A 15949-nucleotide genomic window follows, 5' to 3' on the forward strand; every position below is an offset into this window, starting at 1 on the left:
ATTTTTTCCTCTAATCGTTAAGTTTATTTTTCAAAACTGACATTTCTTTTAATAGTTTAAGTTTATTGTCCAAATCATCTGATTTGATAAGTTGTTGATTCAAACTAGCAATTTCGCTTTCAATTAAACACTTTTTAATAATTTTTAAATAGTCTTGTAAAATAGATTGCTTAACTTCATAATTTTTATCTTTATACTGGTTGATTATTGCTTGTAAGAAATTAAAAATCTCATTATCTTTTAACAGATTTAGAATTTCATCAAAATCAATTTTGGTCAGCTTATCATTTTCTTGATACTGCTGACTAATTAAGAAATATAAATTCATTAATTCCTTGTTAGCAAAAATAAATTTTTCTTGCTCTAAAAACAAATAAACACTACGATCTAATAGCAACAAGAAAAATAATTGTTTCTGTACTTCTAGTAATTTCTCTTGTAAAGAAATACTTTTAAATTTATTTTTTGGCTTGTTAACATATGTTGTATTTTGAACTATATATTTTTGTTGTAACTGCAGACTCAACCGTAATTCTTTTTGCGATAAGTTAGTAAGTTTTTCTAAGTTATCTAAATAAAACTTAATTGTTACTGGGTCTTGTATCACTTGTCATAATGGCTTTAATTGTGCAAGAAATTCTTTTACTTGTTCACTATCTTTTTTCAAATCATACTTTTGCAAGAAAAAATTAATTGCAAAAGCTAAAGGATGTAAAGTATTTTTAATTATTTCTTTAAAGTTTTCAACATCTTTACTGATTAATTCATCAGGATCTAAATTTGTTGGATTGTCGACAATCTTGACATTAAATTCATGAGCTAATAAATTAATGGCAATTTTATATGCTGCTGTTTTCCCTGCTTCATCACCATCTAAAAAGATGATAATGTTGTTGGTAATTTTTTTTAACGTATCCATATGTTGTAATGTTAGATTAGTACCCATTAAAGCAACACAATTTTTTATTTGCTGATTAGTTAAACTAATCACATCCATATAACCTTCAACTAAATAAATATTATTGTTGTTGACTGAAACTGCTTTTTTAGCATTATACAAGTTATAAAGAATTTGACCTTTTTTAAAAATCTCAGTTTCTGATGTATTGATATATTTAAAATTATCGTTTCCTTTATTTAAATACTTTCTAGCACTAAATCCAACACAATTACCTTCCAAGTCAACAATTGGAAAAGTAATACGATTAAAAAACATATCTTTCACTTTATCTTTATCATTAACCTTAGCAAGACCCGATTCAATGATGTCAATTTGCTTGTAACCTTGCAACTTCAAATATTCTAATAATTGATTACTATTTGGTGCATATCCAAGGCCAAAATCATTAATGTTTGTCTCAGTAATGTTACGTTGCTTTAAATATTCAAACGCTTGTTTGCCCTCTTCTGTTGTCAACTGATACTGATAGAAACTCACTGCTAAATTATTTAAAATTTTAAACTGATGCAATTCAACTTTTCTAGCATCATCTATTTCTAAATCAAAATCTTTTAAATCAATTTTACTCAATTTTGCTATTTCTTTTAAGGCAGTAAAAAAATCAATGTTCTTATAATTTTGTAAGAACTTAAAAACATTCCCTTGTTCACCACAAGCAAAACATTTATAAATCTGCTTGTCTTGCGATACTGATAAAGAAGGATTTGAATCTTCATGAAATGGACATACTGCTCAAAAATTTTGACCTTTACGATTCAACTTTAAATATTGACCAACAATATCAACAATATTCACTGCTTCTTTAATTTTTTGAATTTTTTGATTAAATTCTAAACTCATCTATTTCTACTCCATTAAAAAATAATATTTAATTTGTCATATAAATATTTTTTTAAACTATTAATTTCTACTCTCTCTTGATTCATAGTGTCACGGTTTCTAACTGTTACTTTGCTATCTTCTAATGTTTGATAGTCAACTGTCACACAATAAAGCGTTCCAATTTGATCATGATAGTTGTAAACCTTACCAATTTCTGATTTCTGCTCAAAAAAAACATCGATACAACTCTTAGCTAGTAATTCAAAAACTTCTTGCGCTTTTGGACCTAATTTTTTCTTATTTAATGAAGCAACTGCAACATGATAAGGTGCTAATAAAGGATTTAACTTTAGCACAATTCTTTTCTTACTTTCAATTTCTTCTTGAACTAAATTCTCACAAATAATTGCTAAAAATAATCTTTCAATTCCCATAGAAGGCTCAACAACCAAAGGCATCACTGGTTTATTTGTTGTTCTGTCTTCAACTAAAAATTTTGTTTTACTTGCTTCACTATGTTTTACTAAATCAAAACTACCACGATTAGCAATTCCACATAATTCTTTTGTACCAAACGGAAATTGATACTGAACATCAGTTGTTCCAAGAGAATAATGCGATAATTCTTCTTTATCATGTTCTCTTAATTGATAACTGTCTTTTGCAATTCCTAATGATTCAATAAATTTTGTCATTTCAGCTAGTCAATATTGAAATCAATTAGTTTTATCTTCTGGACTATAAAAAAATTCTAGTTCCATTTGTTCAAATTCTAAAGTACGAAAAATAAAATTTCCTGGTGTGATTTCATTACGAAAACTCTTACCAATTTGTCCAATGCCAAAAGGAAGTTTTTTATTGTAGGCTTTTTTGATGTTATTAAGATTAATAAAAATCCCTTGGGCAGTTTCAGGACGTAAGTATAATTTATTTCCTTGATCTTGAAGTAATCCTTGATTAATTTCAAACATTAGTTGAAATTGTCTAACTTTAGTAAAGTTAAATTTCTGACAATTCAAACATTTAAGTTGTTTTTCTGTGATGAAGGTATCTAATTTTTCAACAGATCAACCATCACAATTTAAATCAGGAAAATAATGCTGAATTAAACTATCAGCACGGAAACGGAACTTACATTCCTTACAATCAATTAATGGATCATTAAAACTATCTAAGTGACCTGAAGCTTTTCAAACTTTAGAATTTAATAAAATTGAACTATCCAAGCCAATATTATATTGATTATTCTTAATAAAAAAATCTCATCAAGCAAGCTTAATTTTATTTTTTAGAACTACTCCTAAGTGACCATAGTCTCAAGTATTTGCTAGGCCCCCATAGATTTCTGAACCTTGAAATACAAATCCAAAGTCTTTTAAATGATTGATAATTTCTTTCATAGAAAAAGCATTATTCGCTTGCATTTATGCCTCCAAATTAATTTAATAATAAAATTTTTAAATTAATGATCTATATTTTAAGAGTATAGTAAATATTTTATCTTATTATTTTAAAAAACTAAGATATTTTATTATTATATACCTTATTTGTCAATATATTATAAGTGTTAAATTTTTTCTAAATGTAATTGAATCAAACGTAAAGAGATACCTATATATTTAGGATCTTCAGCAATCTTTTTTAATTCGCTTACAATATTGTTAAATTCTACTTCATCATAAACTTTAGCTTTAATTAAAGGTTCTTTAATTTGTGCAAAAGACATCCACATAAGACTTTTTTGATTATAAGTTTTTAAAATTGGATGACTAAAATCAACATTTTTAATTTTAAATTGATTTTGTTGATTTAAAAACTCTCAAAGATGAGGAATACAATCAAATTTATAATTTAAATTATGAAGTAATTTCTGAGCAGCAACAGAAGCTTTTTGTAGTGTTTCTGAATAAGGATAAGTTATTCATGGAAATCCAGGTTCTTCAATAATTATTTGTCCACCTTTTTTTAAAATTTTATAAATATTATCAAAAAATATTTCTCATTTTTTTAAATGCAGTAATAAGTATCTAATATAAATTAAATCCGCTGATTGCAATTTTTCTCATAATTCTGAAGTAATACTGTCACTTTCAATATCAACGCTAAGATATTCAATATTGGTTTCATTTATCATTTTATTTTTAGAAATTACTAATTGATCTTGTGAAATATCAAGCGCGATTACTTTAGCGTTTGGATACTGATTAGCAAAAAACTTAGTTATGCTTCCTTGACCACATCCAACATCAATAATTTTTGCTACTGAATTTTCTGCAATATTCTCAATAATAAATTTCTTGCTATTGTTATCATAAATTTCTGATAAAGAATCTAATCTTTTTGTATCTGATTCTCCCTGATTTAAAATATACTTATTTTCCATGCTATCTTGTTATCCTCTCATTAAAAGTATCCCAGCTCTTTCAAGCTCTTAGGATTATTTGATCATTCATCGATAACCTTAACAAAAAGTGTCAACATAATTTTGATATTAAAAATTTTCTCTAACTCTTGACGAGCTTGAATGCCAATATTTTTAATCATTTCCCCCTTCTTACCAATTAAAATTGCTTTTTGTGAATCTCTTTCAACCACAATCACAGCTGAAATTTCTAATAAATTCTTACTAGTTTCCATACTTTCAACCACAACTGCAACACTATATGGTACTTCTTGTCTTGTTAGAAAAATAATTTTTTCTCTAATAACTTCTTTAGTTATTTGTTGAGATGTACTATTACTTTTTTGTTCAATTTCAAAAAATTTACCACCAACTGGTAGATAATCATAAATTTTTTTCAATAAAATATTTAAGTTAACTTCTTTCGTTGCTGAGATTGGAATAATTTCTTTAAACTCTAATAAATCTTTTCATTCATTAATTTTATTAAACAATTCAACTTTTGTCACTAAATCAACCTTTGTAAGCAATAAAAAAATTGGTGTATCTCTTTCTTTTAAGATTCTAATAATATGTTGTTCATTAACTGAAATTGGTTCATTGCATGGTGCTAGTAAACAAATAACATCAGCACCTTTAGTAGCACTAGTTGCTTGACGATTCATTAACTTACCTAATTGATTATGATGCTTATGAATTCCCGGAGTATCTAAAAAAACAATTTGCATATTATCATCAGTATAAATTCCTTGCATTTGTTCTCTTGTTGTTTGTGGCTTATGGCTAACAATCGCAACCTTTTCTTGTAAAATTGTATTCAATAAAGTTGACTTACCTACATTTGGCTTACCAACAAAACTGACAAATCCAGCTTTAAAATTACTGTCCATTCTATTTTTCGTTTCCCTTCAATGATTCGCACATAAAAGCAAATGGTAGTAAATCTGCTACAGTAACTATTTTAATATCTTTTAATTCTTTTGTATTACAATTACTCATATAAACCTTTGCATCTAATGGCATTGTTTCAACCATAAATTGACGACAAACTCCACAAGGTGAACCTAAACTTTTGCTATCAGTAATTAAAAATAAAAAATCAACATCATCTTTTTTGTAACCTAGAGTAATAGCTTGTGCTAGTGCTGTTCTTTCAGCACAAATAGTAGCTGGAAACGCAGCATTCTCAATATTAACTCCTAATGTTTCTTTGTTGTCTTTTAGACCAACTATTGCAGCAACACGAAAGTTAGAATAAGGAACATAAGCCTTTTCTTGCAATACTTTTACTTTATTTAGCAAATCTAATACTTTTGTTTCATCCATTGTGATTCTCCTTTTAGTTACGATAAATCTTTAATTCATTCAATATTCTTTTTTGTAAACCAAACATAACTTCTTCATCTACTTTATTTTCATGATCATATCCTAAATTATGTAACAATCCATGGAGAAATAAAAAAGATAATTCTCTTGTTAGACTATGTTGATATTCTTCTGCTTGTTTTTTAGCTTTAGGATAACAAATAAAAACATCCCCTAAATCATTACTTTCTTCTTCAACTAAATCTTTTTCATCTTTATTGCTAAACGATAAAACATCAGCCACATAATCTTTTTTGCGATAAGTTTGATTTAATTCTAAACTCTTAGCTTCATCAATAAAAACAACTGCAACTTCAGAATTAGCATGTTGATTTTTAATAGTTACTAAAGTTTGATTTAAAATTGACAAAGCAAAATTTGGAAAATTTTCCAAAGCATAATTTTGTTCATTAAAAACATTCACTTGATTACTCATCAATTATTATTTACTCCTAAATATCTTTATATTGTTAATTATATCAATAATTTATTGTTAACTTTCAATTAATTAAAATAAAAATCACTATTAATAAAATTAATAGTGATTTACCATTGCTTAGATTTAAAATCTAATAAAACTTATTTAGTACGACGCTTCCCTTTTTTAGATGAATTACGCTTTGCTCTCATTTCAACTCTTGGAGAAACATAATACTCACGTCTTTTTACTTGACGCTTAGTTTCTTGAGAAATCTTTTGAAAAGACTTTAAAGCTTTATTAAAATCTTCTTCATTAGCTTTTTTATCATTAGAGTCAACTCTTTGTGACTTTAATTTTACTGATGGCATTTATTTCAGCTCCCATTTCTTAATTACCTAATAAATTATATTATAAAAAGTATAGTTTTGGCAATTATTTTTGGTAGCAATATTTTTAATTTAATTTTTCTGCCAAACAAACCAAACATCAACCTTTTTTAATTTCAATTGTCGGCTTTGCTTCGTTTGCTAGAAACTCATTACTAACTGCTAGAACATCCTGATTATTGATGCTAACATCTTGATTAGGATAGTATTTGCAACCAGTAAAATTATATAGCACTGCTTTTTCATCTAAACTAAAAAATGAAATATATTTATACTTGATTTGTTCACTAGTAAAAGTAAACTTTGTTCCTTGCTGCAAAGCAAATAAATAATTTTCTCTACCAATTAAAATTGGCTGATACTTAGCATACTTTCTTAAAAAATTAATTTGTGCAAAAATCATATCTCATCTTGAACCATCAGTAATCAAAACAATTTGATCAAACTCTAACTTTAATTTTATTGCTTCAACAATTGCTAGTTCGCTATCAAGATAGTCTTTTTGGCCATCAACTTTAATTATTTTAAAATTATCTTTTTTAGCAGCATCCTCAATAACTTGTAACTCAGAACTACTAGTGCTATCAAAATCTCCACAAGTAAATGTAATCGGTAGTTTACTTTTAATTAACGCTAAAGCACCTGATTCAACACCAATATAAATTGGATTACTAAACTGCTGTCAATTAATTGCTAAATCACGACAAACAATTATTAGTTGTTTCATCATGCCACTAACTTTTCTAATTGTTTTTTAATCGAATTTGAATTATCAAGCAAGTAACTACCTGAAACCAAATAATTAGCTCCTGCTTCAATACAACGTTTAGCTGTACTATCATTGATTCCTCCATCAACTGCAATGATTGGACTTTTATTGTTGTTCTTACAGTAATCAGATAGAGTTTGAATTTTTTGATAAGAAGCATCAATAAATTTTTGGTTACCAAATCCTGGATGAACACTCATGATGAGAACTAAATCTAATAAATCGAGATAAGGAAAAATCTTATTAATTTTTGTTTCTGGACTAACTGCTAAACCCTTTTTAAAGCCACAATTTTTTCAACTAAGAAATTCTTTTAGTTGTTTTTTACTTAAAGCTTCGTAATGTAAAGTAATACTGTTGACACCATCAAGAATAAAAGGTTGCAAAAAATCTTTTACTTTAATGTTAGATTTAATTGCTACCATTAAATGACAATCAACAGCAACACCTTTTGTCTTTAAATAACTAGCAACATCACTAAGTATCTTAGGACCAAAACTTAAATTAGGAACAAAGTTGTTATCCATCACATCAAAATGTACTGCTGGAATTTTTGCTTTAACAATGCTATCAAGTTCAACTTTTAAATTTAAAAAGTCAGCTGTTAGAATACTAGCAGCAATTATAACATTTGGTTCTGTCATCTTTATTCCTCCATCCTGCTTAATTTAAGTACATAAAGTCTAATAAAATTCTACAATAATCTTGATAAAAAAATTTAATTAAATTATGACTTGGTTCTTGGCTTTCTTCAGTAACTTTTGCAATAACCTGACACTCTGGTTCATTTTGATGCAAACAATCAGCAAATTTGCATTTGCTAAAAAAATCCTTGATAACAGGAAAATTAGCTGCAATATCTTGTTTAGTTAGCCCTTGTAATTTAAGTACCATAAACCCAGGGCTATCAGCAATAACACCATCTAATAAAAAATACAACTTAGTTGTCGTTGTTGTATGTTTTCCATGCTTTAATGCTTTAGAAATTTCTCTTGTCGCCAACTTTAATTCTGGCTTTAAAGAATTTAATAATGAACTCTTGCCAACTCCTGTTAGTCCAGTTAACAATGAAAATTTATTTTTAAAAACTGGACTTAATGTTTTAATTCCTGCTTGATTGCGATTAGAAATAAAGTAACATTGATATTTTAATTCTTGATAGTATCTAACTTTTTCTAAAATTGGATCATCTGTCTTAACTAAATCAATTTTAGTGAAAACTAACAAAACAGGAATTTGATAAAAATTAAATAAAGTTAGCAATTTATTTAAAATTAAAGTGTTGAAATTTGGCATCGCTAGTGCGTTCACAACAATAACTTGGTCAATATTGGCAATCTTAGGACGATACAATTCATTTGTTCGTGGCAGAATCTTTTCAATCACTGCTTGTTTGCTATCAATGATTGTCACTGCTATTTTGTCACCCACTAAAAGTTCTTCGTTATCCTTAACTTTAGCTCTGATGTGAGCTTGATAGAAATTCTCTTCAACTTTGATGTCAGCAAAATTATTTGAAACAGCAATGATAATTCCTTCTTTAAGTTCCATAATTTTCTCCTTACTTTAAATAAAAAACAATTACTACAGCTAGAACAACTATTAGCACAATGATGAAACTTAATAAAATTAAAAATCATTTTTTTAAAAAGAATGGAAAAAAGAAATTTAATTTATTAAGCTGAAATTCTTTTGTCTTCACAAGCATTTTCTGTTTGCTAACTATTGGTTTTTCATTTTTACGAGTGTGACTTAAGCAAGTTGCTAAGTCCTGACTCATTTCTTGAATTGTTGCATAACGCTCAGCAGGATTTTTGTTTGTTGCTTTCATGATGATGTTTTCTAAACTTTGCGGAATTGTCGGATTGTAATCTCGAATTAAAGGCATTGGTTCTTTAATATGCTTATTTGCCAGTAGTTGTGGATTCTTATGAATAAATGGTGGCTTACCCACTAGTAATTCATATAAAATAATCCCTAATGAGTAAACATCACTTTGAATTGTCGCAGCTTGAAACTTAACAACCTCAGGAGCAATATACTTCATTGTTCCAACAACTTGATGAGCATGCTTCTTAACTTCATAGCCATCAATCATCGCAATTCCAAAATCTAACACCTTAATTGCCCCATTATCATTTAACAAGATATTGTCAGGCTTTAAATCACGATGCACAATTCCTGCTTGATGACATGCGTTAACTCCTAGTAAAATTTTTTGCATAATATTTAAAGTTTCATTAATACTCAAAACACCAAGATTGCTTAAATATTCTTTTAGTGTCTTACCTTTTAAAAGTTCCAGAACCAAACATCAATTTTTTTGATCAATAAAAATATCATAGACTAAAATCACATTTGGATGTCTAATTCTTGATACAGCTTTAATTTCTTGTATAAAACGCTCTTGACTTAAATTATCAATTTTATTTGTGTCTAAATTAATAATTTTCACTGCAACATTACGATTTAAATATAAATCTCTTGCTTCATAAACCTTAGCCATTCCTCCAGAGCCAATTTTATTAATAATTTGATAGCGATTGTTTAATTTCTGATTCATTTCCATTGAGACACCAATTTTTTAAGTTCACTCACTTGGCAAAAATTCAAAAATTTCTGGATGTTCAGCACAAAATTCTAATTCATTATCAATTTTCTCTTGTTTGATTGCCTTTTTCAGTTTAAGTAGTTCTTTTTGAATTGCGATTAGCCTTTTTGGTGGCTTTCCTTTTTGATCTCAAGTATCAAAAATTTTCTTGCCTTGTTGCATCAACTTTTGATACTTACATTTTAAGCATTCTTGCTTTTTAGCATTATTTTTTTTAAACATTGAAATCAAACCTTCTTTATAAAATAAAACTTAACTACTAATTAATTTTATTGATAAAAATTGATTTTAATTAAAAATTTTTTAATCTTTAACTAAAAGTAACATCGCAGTTAAATTATCTGTTGAAACATTACTTAATGCTTGTTTAATCAACATCTTAACTTTTGATTTTAAACTACTATTTTTTTCTAAGATATGACTAATTTCTCATTCTTCTAAAAAGTCGTGGACACCATCACTCGTTAATAAGAAATAAGAAGGAGTTGTAATTGAGAGATCAAAGATATCTATTGTTAGATTTTTTATCGGACCCAAAGCACTAGTTAGTGCTTTTCAATAAGTTTTATTGACATCCATTTCTGCTAGTTTTTCGGGATTATTTTTTAGATAGAGATTCAAAATATTATGGTCTGAAGTTAGTTGCTTCAGTCCCTTATCATTAAACATGTATGCTCTTGAATCACCAATATTCACTAAATAAGCTTTATGATTCGCAATTAATGTGATGACCATAGTTGTTCCCATATCATTTGCTTCTTCATGGCTAACACTATATTCATTCATTTCTTGTTGAATAGTTTCAACACTTGTTCTTAATCAATCATATATTTGGTCATCAGTTTTTATTTTTTTTCATTCTGTTTGATTGAAAAAATTTTTCAACATTGCTACAGCCATTGAACTTGCAATATCACCACAATTATGTCCCCCTAGACCATCGCAAACAACAGCTAATGCTTGTCCTGTTTTATTTTTCAAAAAAACAAAAGAATCTTGATTTTCTCTTCTAAAAGTTCCAATATCAGTTTTATAACTAGCTACTACATTCATCCCTTACTACTCCATTTTCCTTTCAGCATTTAGTCAACAATACCGCAATTTATCTAATAATAATTATAACTTAAATTAAATAATATACGTGTTATTAGCATAAATTAAGGTAGAAAAGAAGTAACTTTACAATCACAAAAAATTCATAATTATTTAAAAAAGTCTTATGCTTTTTCATAAGACTTTTTTAATCATTTTATCTTCTTGCTTTATGAAAAGCAGATGAATCATCAAATAATAAATTATCTTTGTGTTCTTGCTCTTGCAAGATTTCACGATAAATTTCATCACGATATTTCATACATCCATTAATTACATTATATAAAGGATCTTTTGCACAGCGAACTTCAAAGAAGTCTCCTTCATAAACTTCATCTGCAACTAGTTTTTCTTTCTTATCATATTCTTTTAAATGATACTCTTTAGCAAGTTCATCTTGAATAAATTTGTCAATTCCTTTAATGTAAGCTCCACCACCACAAATTGTGACACCTTTACCTACTTTTTTTAAATCACCAATTGAACCAAGTGCTTTTTCAACAGCAATTCGTAAAACTTTTCTAATTGCTGGAATAATATGATCACGAAATTCCTTTTGCATCACATTAGTACGAATTTCTTCTGGTGAAATATAGATTGTTTTAGATATCGCAAGTACTTCACCTGATTTAGAACTATTTCTTGGAATTAATAAACCACTAATACGATATAATTCTTCATTTTTACCTGGAATTAATGAACCAATTGCCTTTTTCAAGTCTTCTGCTTCTTTAAGTCCAACACGAACATTTTTAGTTTTAACAATGTACTCTTGAACTTTTTCTGTTAAATAATCTCCAGCACAATGACTTGAAAGTGAATATAAAATTGAATCTTTACTAATTATGGCAATATCAGTTGAACCACCACCCATATCAATACACATGATTGAAGTTCCAAAGATATCTTGCCCTGATCCAAGAACTGCCATTTTTACTTCTTCTTGAATAAAACCACGATAAGCTCCTAGTTTTTTAACAATTGATTCTAAAGCTATTCTTTGAACAGGATTAATATCACTTGGAGTTGCCATAATAACAATTAATTTTCGTCTTTGGACAGTATTAAGATTAAACTTATTGAAAATTCTAGCAATAATTTTTTCTAATGATTTAGGATCGGCAATATTTCCATCTCTAACTGGTCTTTTAATAATAATATTTTCATTAGTCTTACCAACTAACGCTTTCGCTTCATGACCAAAATAAAGACGATTTTTTTCATAATCTTCAGCAACATAAGAAGGTTCATCAAATCTTAAACCAGTATTAATATATCTTGCTTTCATGTTTTCAGTTCCAATATCTAAACATAATCAATTGTAGCCAGCAATTGAATCATTTAGATTAAAGCTTTTGTTAGCTTTTTGTAATTTTTTAAAAATCTGCATTCTATCTCCACCTTTTATCTACTTGGTCTAATGTAACCTTTCTCATATAAATCACTTTTATGCATTTCATAAATTTGTGTACCTTTAATAACACATTTTAATGGTTCATCGGCTACAACAACATGTTCTAAGTTTAATTCCTTTGCTATATATGAATCAATATTCTTTAATAAAGCACTACCACCTGTTAGAACTAATCCATTTTCTTGAATTGTTTTAGCAAAAGTATCTGAAGAACGTAAAATAATTAATTTACAAAGTTCAATAATTGGTTCAATTGATTGAGCAATTATTTTTTCAATATCGCTTCTTTCTAAAACAATTTTTTCTGGGTTACCAGTTTTTAAACTCTTACCATAAACTGTAATTTTAGTATCAATCTCTGCTACTTTAGCTGCTAATTCTTCATCTACAATAGGTAGACCTACTTGAATTTTAATTTCTTCTGCTTGTTTTTTGCTAATAGAAAGGTAATGCATTTCTTCAAGATATCTTTTAATTTCAGTATCAATAAAGTTACCAGCAGTAGCTATTGAATCTTGAATAATTACATCTCCAGAAGCAAGAATTGAACAATCTGAAGTTCCTGCACCAATATCAAGTAAGAAAACTCCTTGTGGATCTCAAATTGATAGACCTGCACCAATTGCAGCCAACTTAACATCAGGAACAATAATAATTTTTTCTGCATTCATTACATTACTAAAGAATTCATATCTTTTAAATTTTTCACTAAATAAAGGAATTCTAGCAACATGCTTACCTTGTAATGTTTCACTTAAAACTTCTTCATCTAAACGACAAATCTTAGAAGGAATTCCAATTAAAACAACCGAATTTTTTCAAAATCCATTCTTTTTTCAAATCTTTTTGTTGTGAACTTGAACAATATTTATAAAGATTTCTGTTAACAACGCAATTAATGCGTTTACATCTGCAATAACACCATTTACTAATGGCTCTTTTAAAATTTTTGTACTTGGTAAGCTATCACGCATATAAAATGCTTCATCACCAATAAATGTTTGTCCACTTTCTGTATCAAACACAATAACAGAAGGTTGATCAAACACTATTTGATCATTTATTTTAATAATTAAATTTTTTGTACCCAAATCAATTGAAATTATATTAATTTTTCTCAAGACCTGTTCCTCCTTTTTGATTGAAATAAAACCTTGCCCACTTGTAAAGTTCTTACATTAATCTTATATTATATGAAGAAGATAAGATATACTTAAAATAAATTTATTTTCATAGTATAATATATTATTAAACTAAAAAATCTATTAACTAATTAAATTTAATTCTAATCTTTTTTAAATCTATTTATTGAACTAAGAAAAAATGATAAAATTATTAAAAATAAAACCGGGTGAAAAAATGGGATCAATTATAAATGATGAAAATGTAAAAATCACAAATGTTTCAAAAAAATATAAAAATAATTTGGTTATTAAAGACCTTAGTTTAACTATTTCTAACAAAGCTAGAATTGGTATTGTCGGACCAAATGGTAGCGGTAAAACTACACTTTGTGAAATGATTGCCCAATTAAGACGTCCAACTAGTGGCGCCATTACTTTGAAACCAAATTTAAAAATTGGCATGCAATTACAAGAAGGTAAATATCCGAAAGGAATGACAGGTTGAGATTTAGTTAACTATTATTTAAGAAGCTATAAATTAAAAAAATCTATTAAAGAAATCAAAAAATTATTATATTTTCTTGATGCAGAAACCATTATTAATAAGCCAATCAGTACTTTATCAGGTGGCCAACAACAAAAAATAAATATTTTATTAGCATTAATTGTTGACCCTGACTTGTTAATTTTAGATGAATTAGCTACTGGTTTAGATTTAGAAGTAAGAGAAAGAATTTATGAACTATTAGAAAACGAAATTTTTACTAACAAAGATCTATCAGTGCTAATTGTCTCTCATAATATGAATGAAATTGAACGATTTTGTAAAGAATTAATTTTTATGTTAAATGGTGAAATTATTAGTATTCATAATGTCAAAAAAGTTATCCAAGAATATGGCAGTGTTGAACACTTTGTCAAAGAAAAATTTAAAGCATATAAAGTTGGCATATACAACAAACTAGCAGTAGCTAAAAATCTTGAAGAAGTAACAGCAAATGATGAAAAATGAGCAAAATCATGAAAGAAACATTTAGATAAAAAGGATAAAGATAATGACAAATAAAACTCTCACAATTAATAATTGAGGAATTTTAAATCTTTTTACTAGTTATTTAAAACATAATAAAGCAATTATTTTTTCAATGTTCTTATTGCCACTAATTTTTATTGTCGCTGTTAGTGTGAATTATAATACAATTATGGGTAATGAAAATGTTAGCCCTGCTTTAATTATTATGTTGTTGTGACTAGTTCAATCAACATCATTTGCCGTTCAAACTTTCTTAACAATTCTGTTAGATTTCAAACAATCAATTATTTATCGCCGAATTGGGCTAACACGAATTAAAAAAGTCAACTTTTTGATTATGTCTTCAATTTTTAACTTAATTTTGATGACTATCTCTAATTTCTTTATTTTTTTAGTAATCATCATTTTAGCAATTGCTTTTAAAGAAAATAATTTACTAAATGCTATTTTTCAATGACAAATGTTGCTATCAATTTTATTTACTTTAGCATGTTCAGTTTTGCTAACAAGTGTTGCTTTATTAATGTCATCACTAATCAAAACAAGAACTGGCCAAACAATCTCAGCATTAATTGTTAACTTCTTAATTATCCTTCCATTATTTGTTCTCATCTTTTTTGTTCATAGTTTATCTAACAGCACCTCACAATTAATTGATAGTATCGGTCTTGGTGGAGTAATTGGTATTTTTGTTGGTGCATTTGTTTTAATTAACTTAATTAGTGTTCTTTTATATTACTTATCATGAAAACTCTTTCGCTGATACGAATAAAAGAGTTGAGCAATAGCTCAACTCTTTTTTTTGCACTTAATTTTTAATTGCTGAATAATAATTAACCACTGATAGAAAATAAAGTGGCGCTGTTTCAGCACGTAAAATTGTTCGACCTAAACTGATATTAGTGAATTTTAAAGCAGCAAAACTTTTCAATTCTTTTTCACTAATTCCACCTTCTGGACCAACAACAATTGTCACACTTTGTTTTTGTTTCAGATTTGGTTCTCAATTTGCAATCGCAGCATTTTCATAAGCAAGAAAGTTAACTTCACTTTGATACTTTTTTAAATCAGAAATACTACTAATAATTGGCATAATTTCTGGGATGATATTTCGATTAGACTGCTTAGCTGCTGCTCTTGCAATCTTTTGTCATCTAGCAACCTTGCTAGTAAGCTTACTAGTATTCAAATTGCTAACAACGCTAATTGAGCGCTCTAATTGCACCGGAACAATTTGATGCACTCCTAACTCAACAGCTTTTTGAATCACTAAATCAAATTTCTGTTCTTTTAGCAGCGCCATAACTAAAGTAATCTTAATTGGTAGTTCACTATCACTCTCTAATGGTTCAATGATTTGACAAACAACAAATGGTGTCAAACTAACAATTTTTGTGCGATATTTTTTTCCTTGAAACACAACAACAACCTCATCACCAATTTTATGACGTAAAACTTTAATGATATGCGTTGTATCTTCTTGATCTAAAACTAATTGTTGATTGCTATTGCTACTATCAGCAAAGTAACATTCCATTGTTCACCTCAAA

Annotated in this window: 18 protein-coding genes; 2 read left to right on the forward strand and 16 right to left on the reverse strand. The window is 27.6% G+C overall.

Translation table 4 applies throughout. The annotated features are described in order from the left end of the window. Window positions 1-10 precede the first annotated feature (10 nt). The 15 genes from dnaG to SPLAT_RS02090 all read right to left on the reverse strand — a co-directional run bounded on the left by dnaG (window position 11) and on the right by SPLAT_RS02090 (window position 13363). Entirely contained in the window at window positions 11-1801 is a 1791-nt protein-coding gene (gene dnaG / locus SPLAT_RS02020; protein WP_168104976.1) for a DNA primase, read from the reverse strand. A 14-nt stretch (window positions 1802-1815) separates the two neighbouring features. Beyond that, window positions 1816-3207 carry a glycine--tRNA ligase gene (locus tag SPLAT_RS02025; protein ID WP_235083217.1) on the reverse strand — a complete coding sequence of 464 codons (1392 nt, stop codon included), beginning with the start codon at window positions 3205-3207 and terminating at the stop codon, window positions 1816-1818. A 143-nt stretch (window positions 3208-3350) separates the two neighbouring features. Continuing rightward, on the reverse strand, window positions 3351-4166 hold the full coding sequence (locus SPLAT_RS02030) for a class I SAM-dependent methyltransferase (RefSeq protein WP_168104741.1): 816 nt from the start codon (window positions 4164-4166) through the stop codon (window positions 3351-3353). Window positions 4167-4186: 20 nt separating this feature from the next. Further along, window positions 4187-5074, reverse strand: a complete 888-nt coding sequence (era, locus tag SPLAT_RS02035) for a GTPase Era (protein WP_168104742.1) — start codon at window positions 5072-5074, stop codon at window positions 4187-4189. A gap of 1 nt (window position 5075) precedes the next feature. Next, window positions 5076-5510 (reverse strand): cytidine deaminase, encoded by a 435-nt coding sequence (cdd, locus tag SPLAT_RS02040; RefSeq protein WP_168104743.1) that lies wholly within the window; start codon window positions 5508-5510, stop codon window positions 5076-5078. A gap of 13 nt (window positions 5511-5523) precedes the next feature. Next, a complete protein-coding gene (ybeY, locus tag SPLAT_RS02045) occupies window positions 5524-5985 on the reverse strand; it encodes an rRNA maturation RNase YbeY (RefSeq protein WP_168104744.1) in 462 nt (153 codons plus the stop codon). A gap of 143 nt (window positions 5986-6128) precedes the next feature. Continuing rightward, window positions 6129-6338, reverse strand: coding sequence for a 30S ribosomal protein S21 (rpsU, locus tag SPLAT_RS02050; protein WP_168104745.1), 210 nt, complete (start codon window positions 6336-6338; stop codon window positions 6129-6131). A gap of 85 nt (window positions 6339-6423) precedes the next feature. Beyond that, on the reverse strand, window positions 6424-7083 hold the full coding sequence (locus tag SPLAT_RS02055) for a thiamine diphosphokinase (RefSeq protein WP_168104746.1): 660 nt from the start codon (window positions 7081-7083) through the stop codon (window positions 6424-6426). Beyond that, complete coding sequence (locus SPLAT_RS02060; RefSeq protein WP_168104747.1) at window positions 7071-7769, reverse strand: ribulose-phosphate 3-epimerase; 699 nt, start codon at window positions 7767-7769, stop codon at window positions 7071-7073. Before SPLAT_RS02060 ends, SPLAT_RS02055 begins: the two co-directional genes overlap by 13 nt. A gap of 19 nt (window positions 7770-7788) precedes the next feature. After that, entirely contained in the window at window positions 7789-8676 is an 888-nt protein-coding gene (gene rsgA / locus SPLAT_RS02065) for a ribosome small subunit-dependent GTPase A (protein ID WP_168104748.1), read from the reverse strand. A 10-nt stretch (window positions 8677-8686) separates the two neighbouring features. Beyond that, complete coding sequence (locus SPLAT_RS02070; RefSeq protein WP_168104749.1) at window positions 8687-9694, reverse strand: protein kinase domain-containing protein; 1008 nt, start codon at window positions 9692-9694, stop codon at window positions 8687-8689. A gap of 15 nt (window positions 9695-9709) precedes the next feature. Then, window positions 9710-9958, reverse strand: a complete 249-nt coding sequence (locus SPLAT_RS02075) for a hypothetical protein (protein ID WP_168104750.1) — start codon at window positions 9956-9958, stop codon at window positions 9710-9712. An 81-nt stretch (window positions 9959-10039) separates the two neighbouring features. Further along, window positions 10040-10789 carry a protein phosphatase 2C domain-containing protein gene (locus tag SPLAT_RS02080; protein ID WP_168104751.1) on the reverse strand — a complete coding sequence of 250 codons (750 nt, stop codon included), beginning with the start codon at window positions 10787-10789 and terminating at the stop codon, window positions 10040-10042. Window positions 10790-10985: 196 nt separating this feature from the next. Continuing rightward, complete coding sequence (locus SPLAT_RS02085) at window positions 10986-12218, reverse strand: rod shape-determining protein (protein ID WP_168104752.1); 1233 nt, start codon at window positions 12216-12218, stop codon at window positions 10986-10988. 14 nt (window positions 12219-12232) lie between these two features. Further along, window positions 12233-13363 (reverse strand): rod shape-determining protein, encoded by a 1131-nt coding sequence (locus SPLAT_RS02090; RefSeq protein WP_168104753.1) that lies wholly within the window; start codon window positions 13361-13363, stop codon window positions 12233-12235. A gap of 238 nt (window positions 13364-13601) precedes the next feature. Here SPLAT_RS02090 and SPLAT_RS02095 point away from each other — a divergent pair, with 238 nt between their 5' ends. Together SPLAT_RS02095 and SPLAT_RS02100 are read left to right on the forward strand one after the other, a co-directional pair. Continuing rightward, complete coding sequence (locus tag SPLAT_RS02095) at window positions 13602-14432, forward strand: ABC transporter ATP-binding protein (RefSeq protein WP_168104754.1); 831 nt, start codon at window positions 13602-13604, stop codon at window positions 14430-14432. Next, a complete protein-coding gene (locus SPLAT_RS02100) occupies window positions 14422-15171 on the forward strand; it encodes a hypothetical protein (RefSeq protein WP_168104755.1) in 750 nt (249 codons plus the stop codon). The genes SPLAT_RS02095 and SPLAT_RS02100 overlap by 11 nt, the downstream gene beginning before the upstream one ends. Window positions 15172-15207: 36 nt before the next feature. On the opposite strand, the gene SPLAT_RS02105 is transcribed toward SPLAT_RS02100, so the two are convergent. Beyond that, a complete protein-coding gene (locus SPLAT_RS02105; RefSeq protein WP_168104756.1) occupies window positions 15208-15936 on the reverse strand; it encodes an RsmE family RNA methyltransferase in 729 nt (242 codons plus the stop codon). Between the last annotated feature and the right edge of the window lie 13 nt (window positions 15937-15949).

This window comes from Spiroplasma platyhelix PALS-1 (genome assembly GCF_021496725.1).
In the GTDB taxonomy this organism is placed as follows: Bacteria; Bacillota_I; Bacilli_A; order Mycoplasmatales; family VBWQ01; genus Spiroplasma_D; species Spiroplasma_D platyhelix.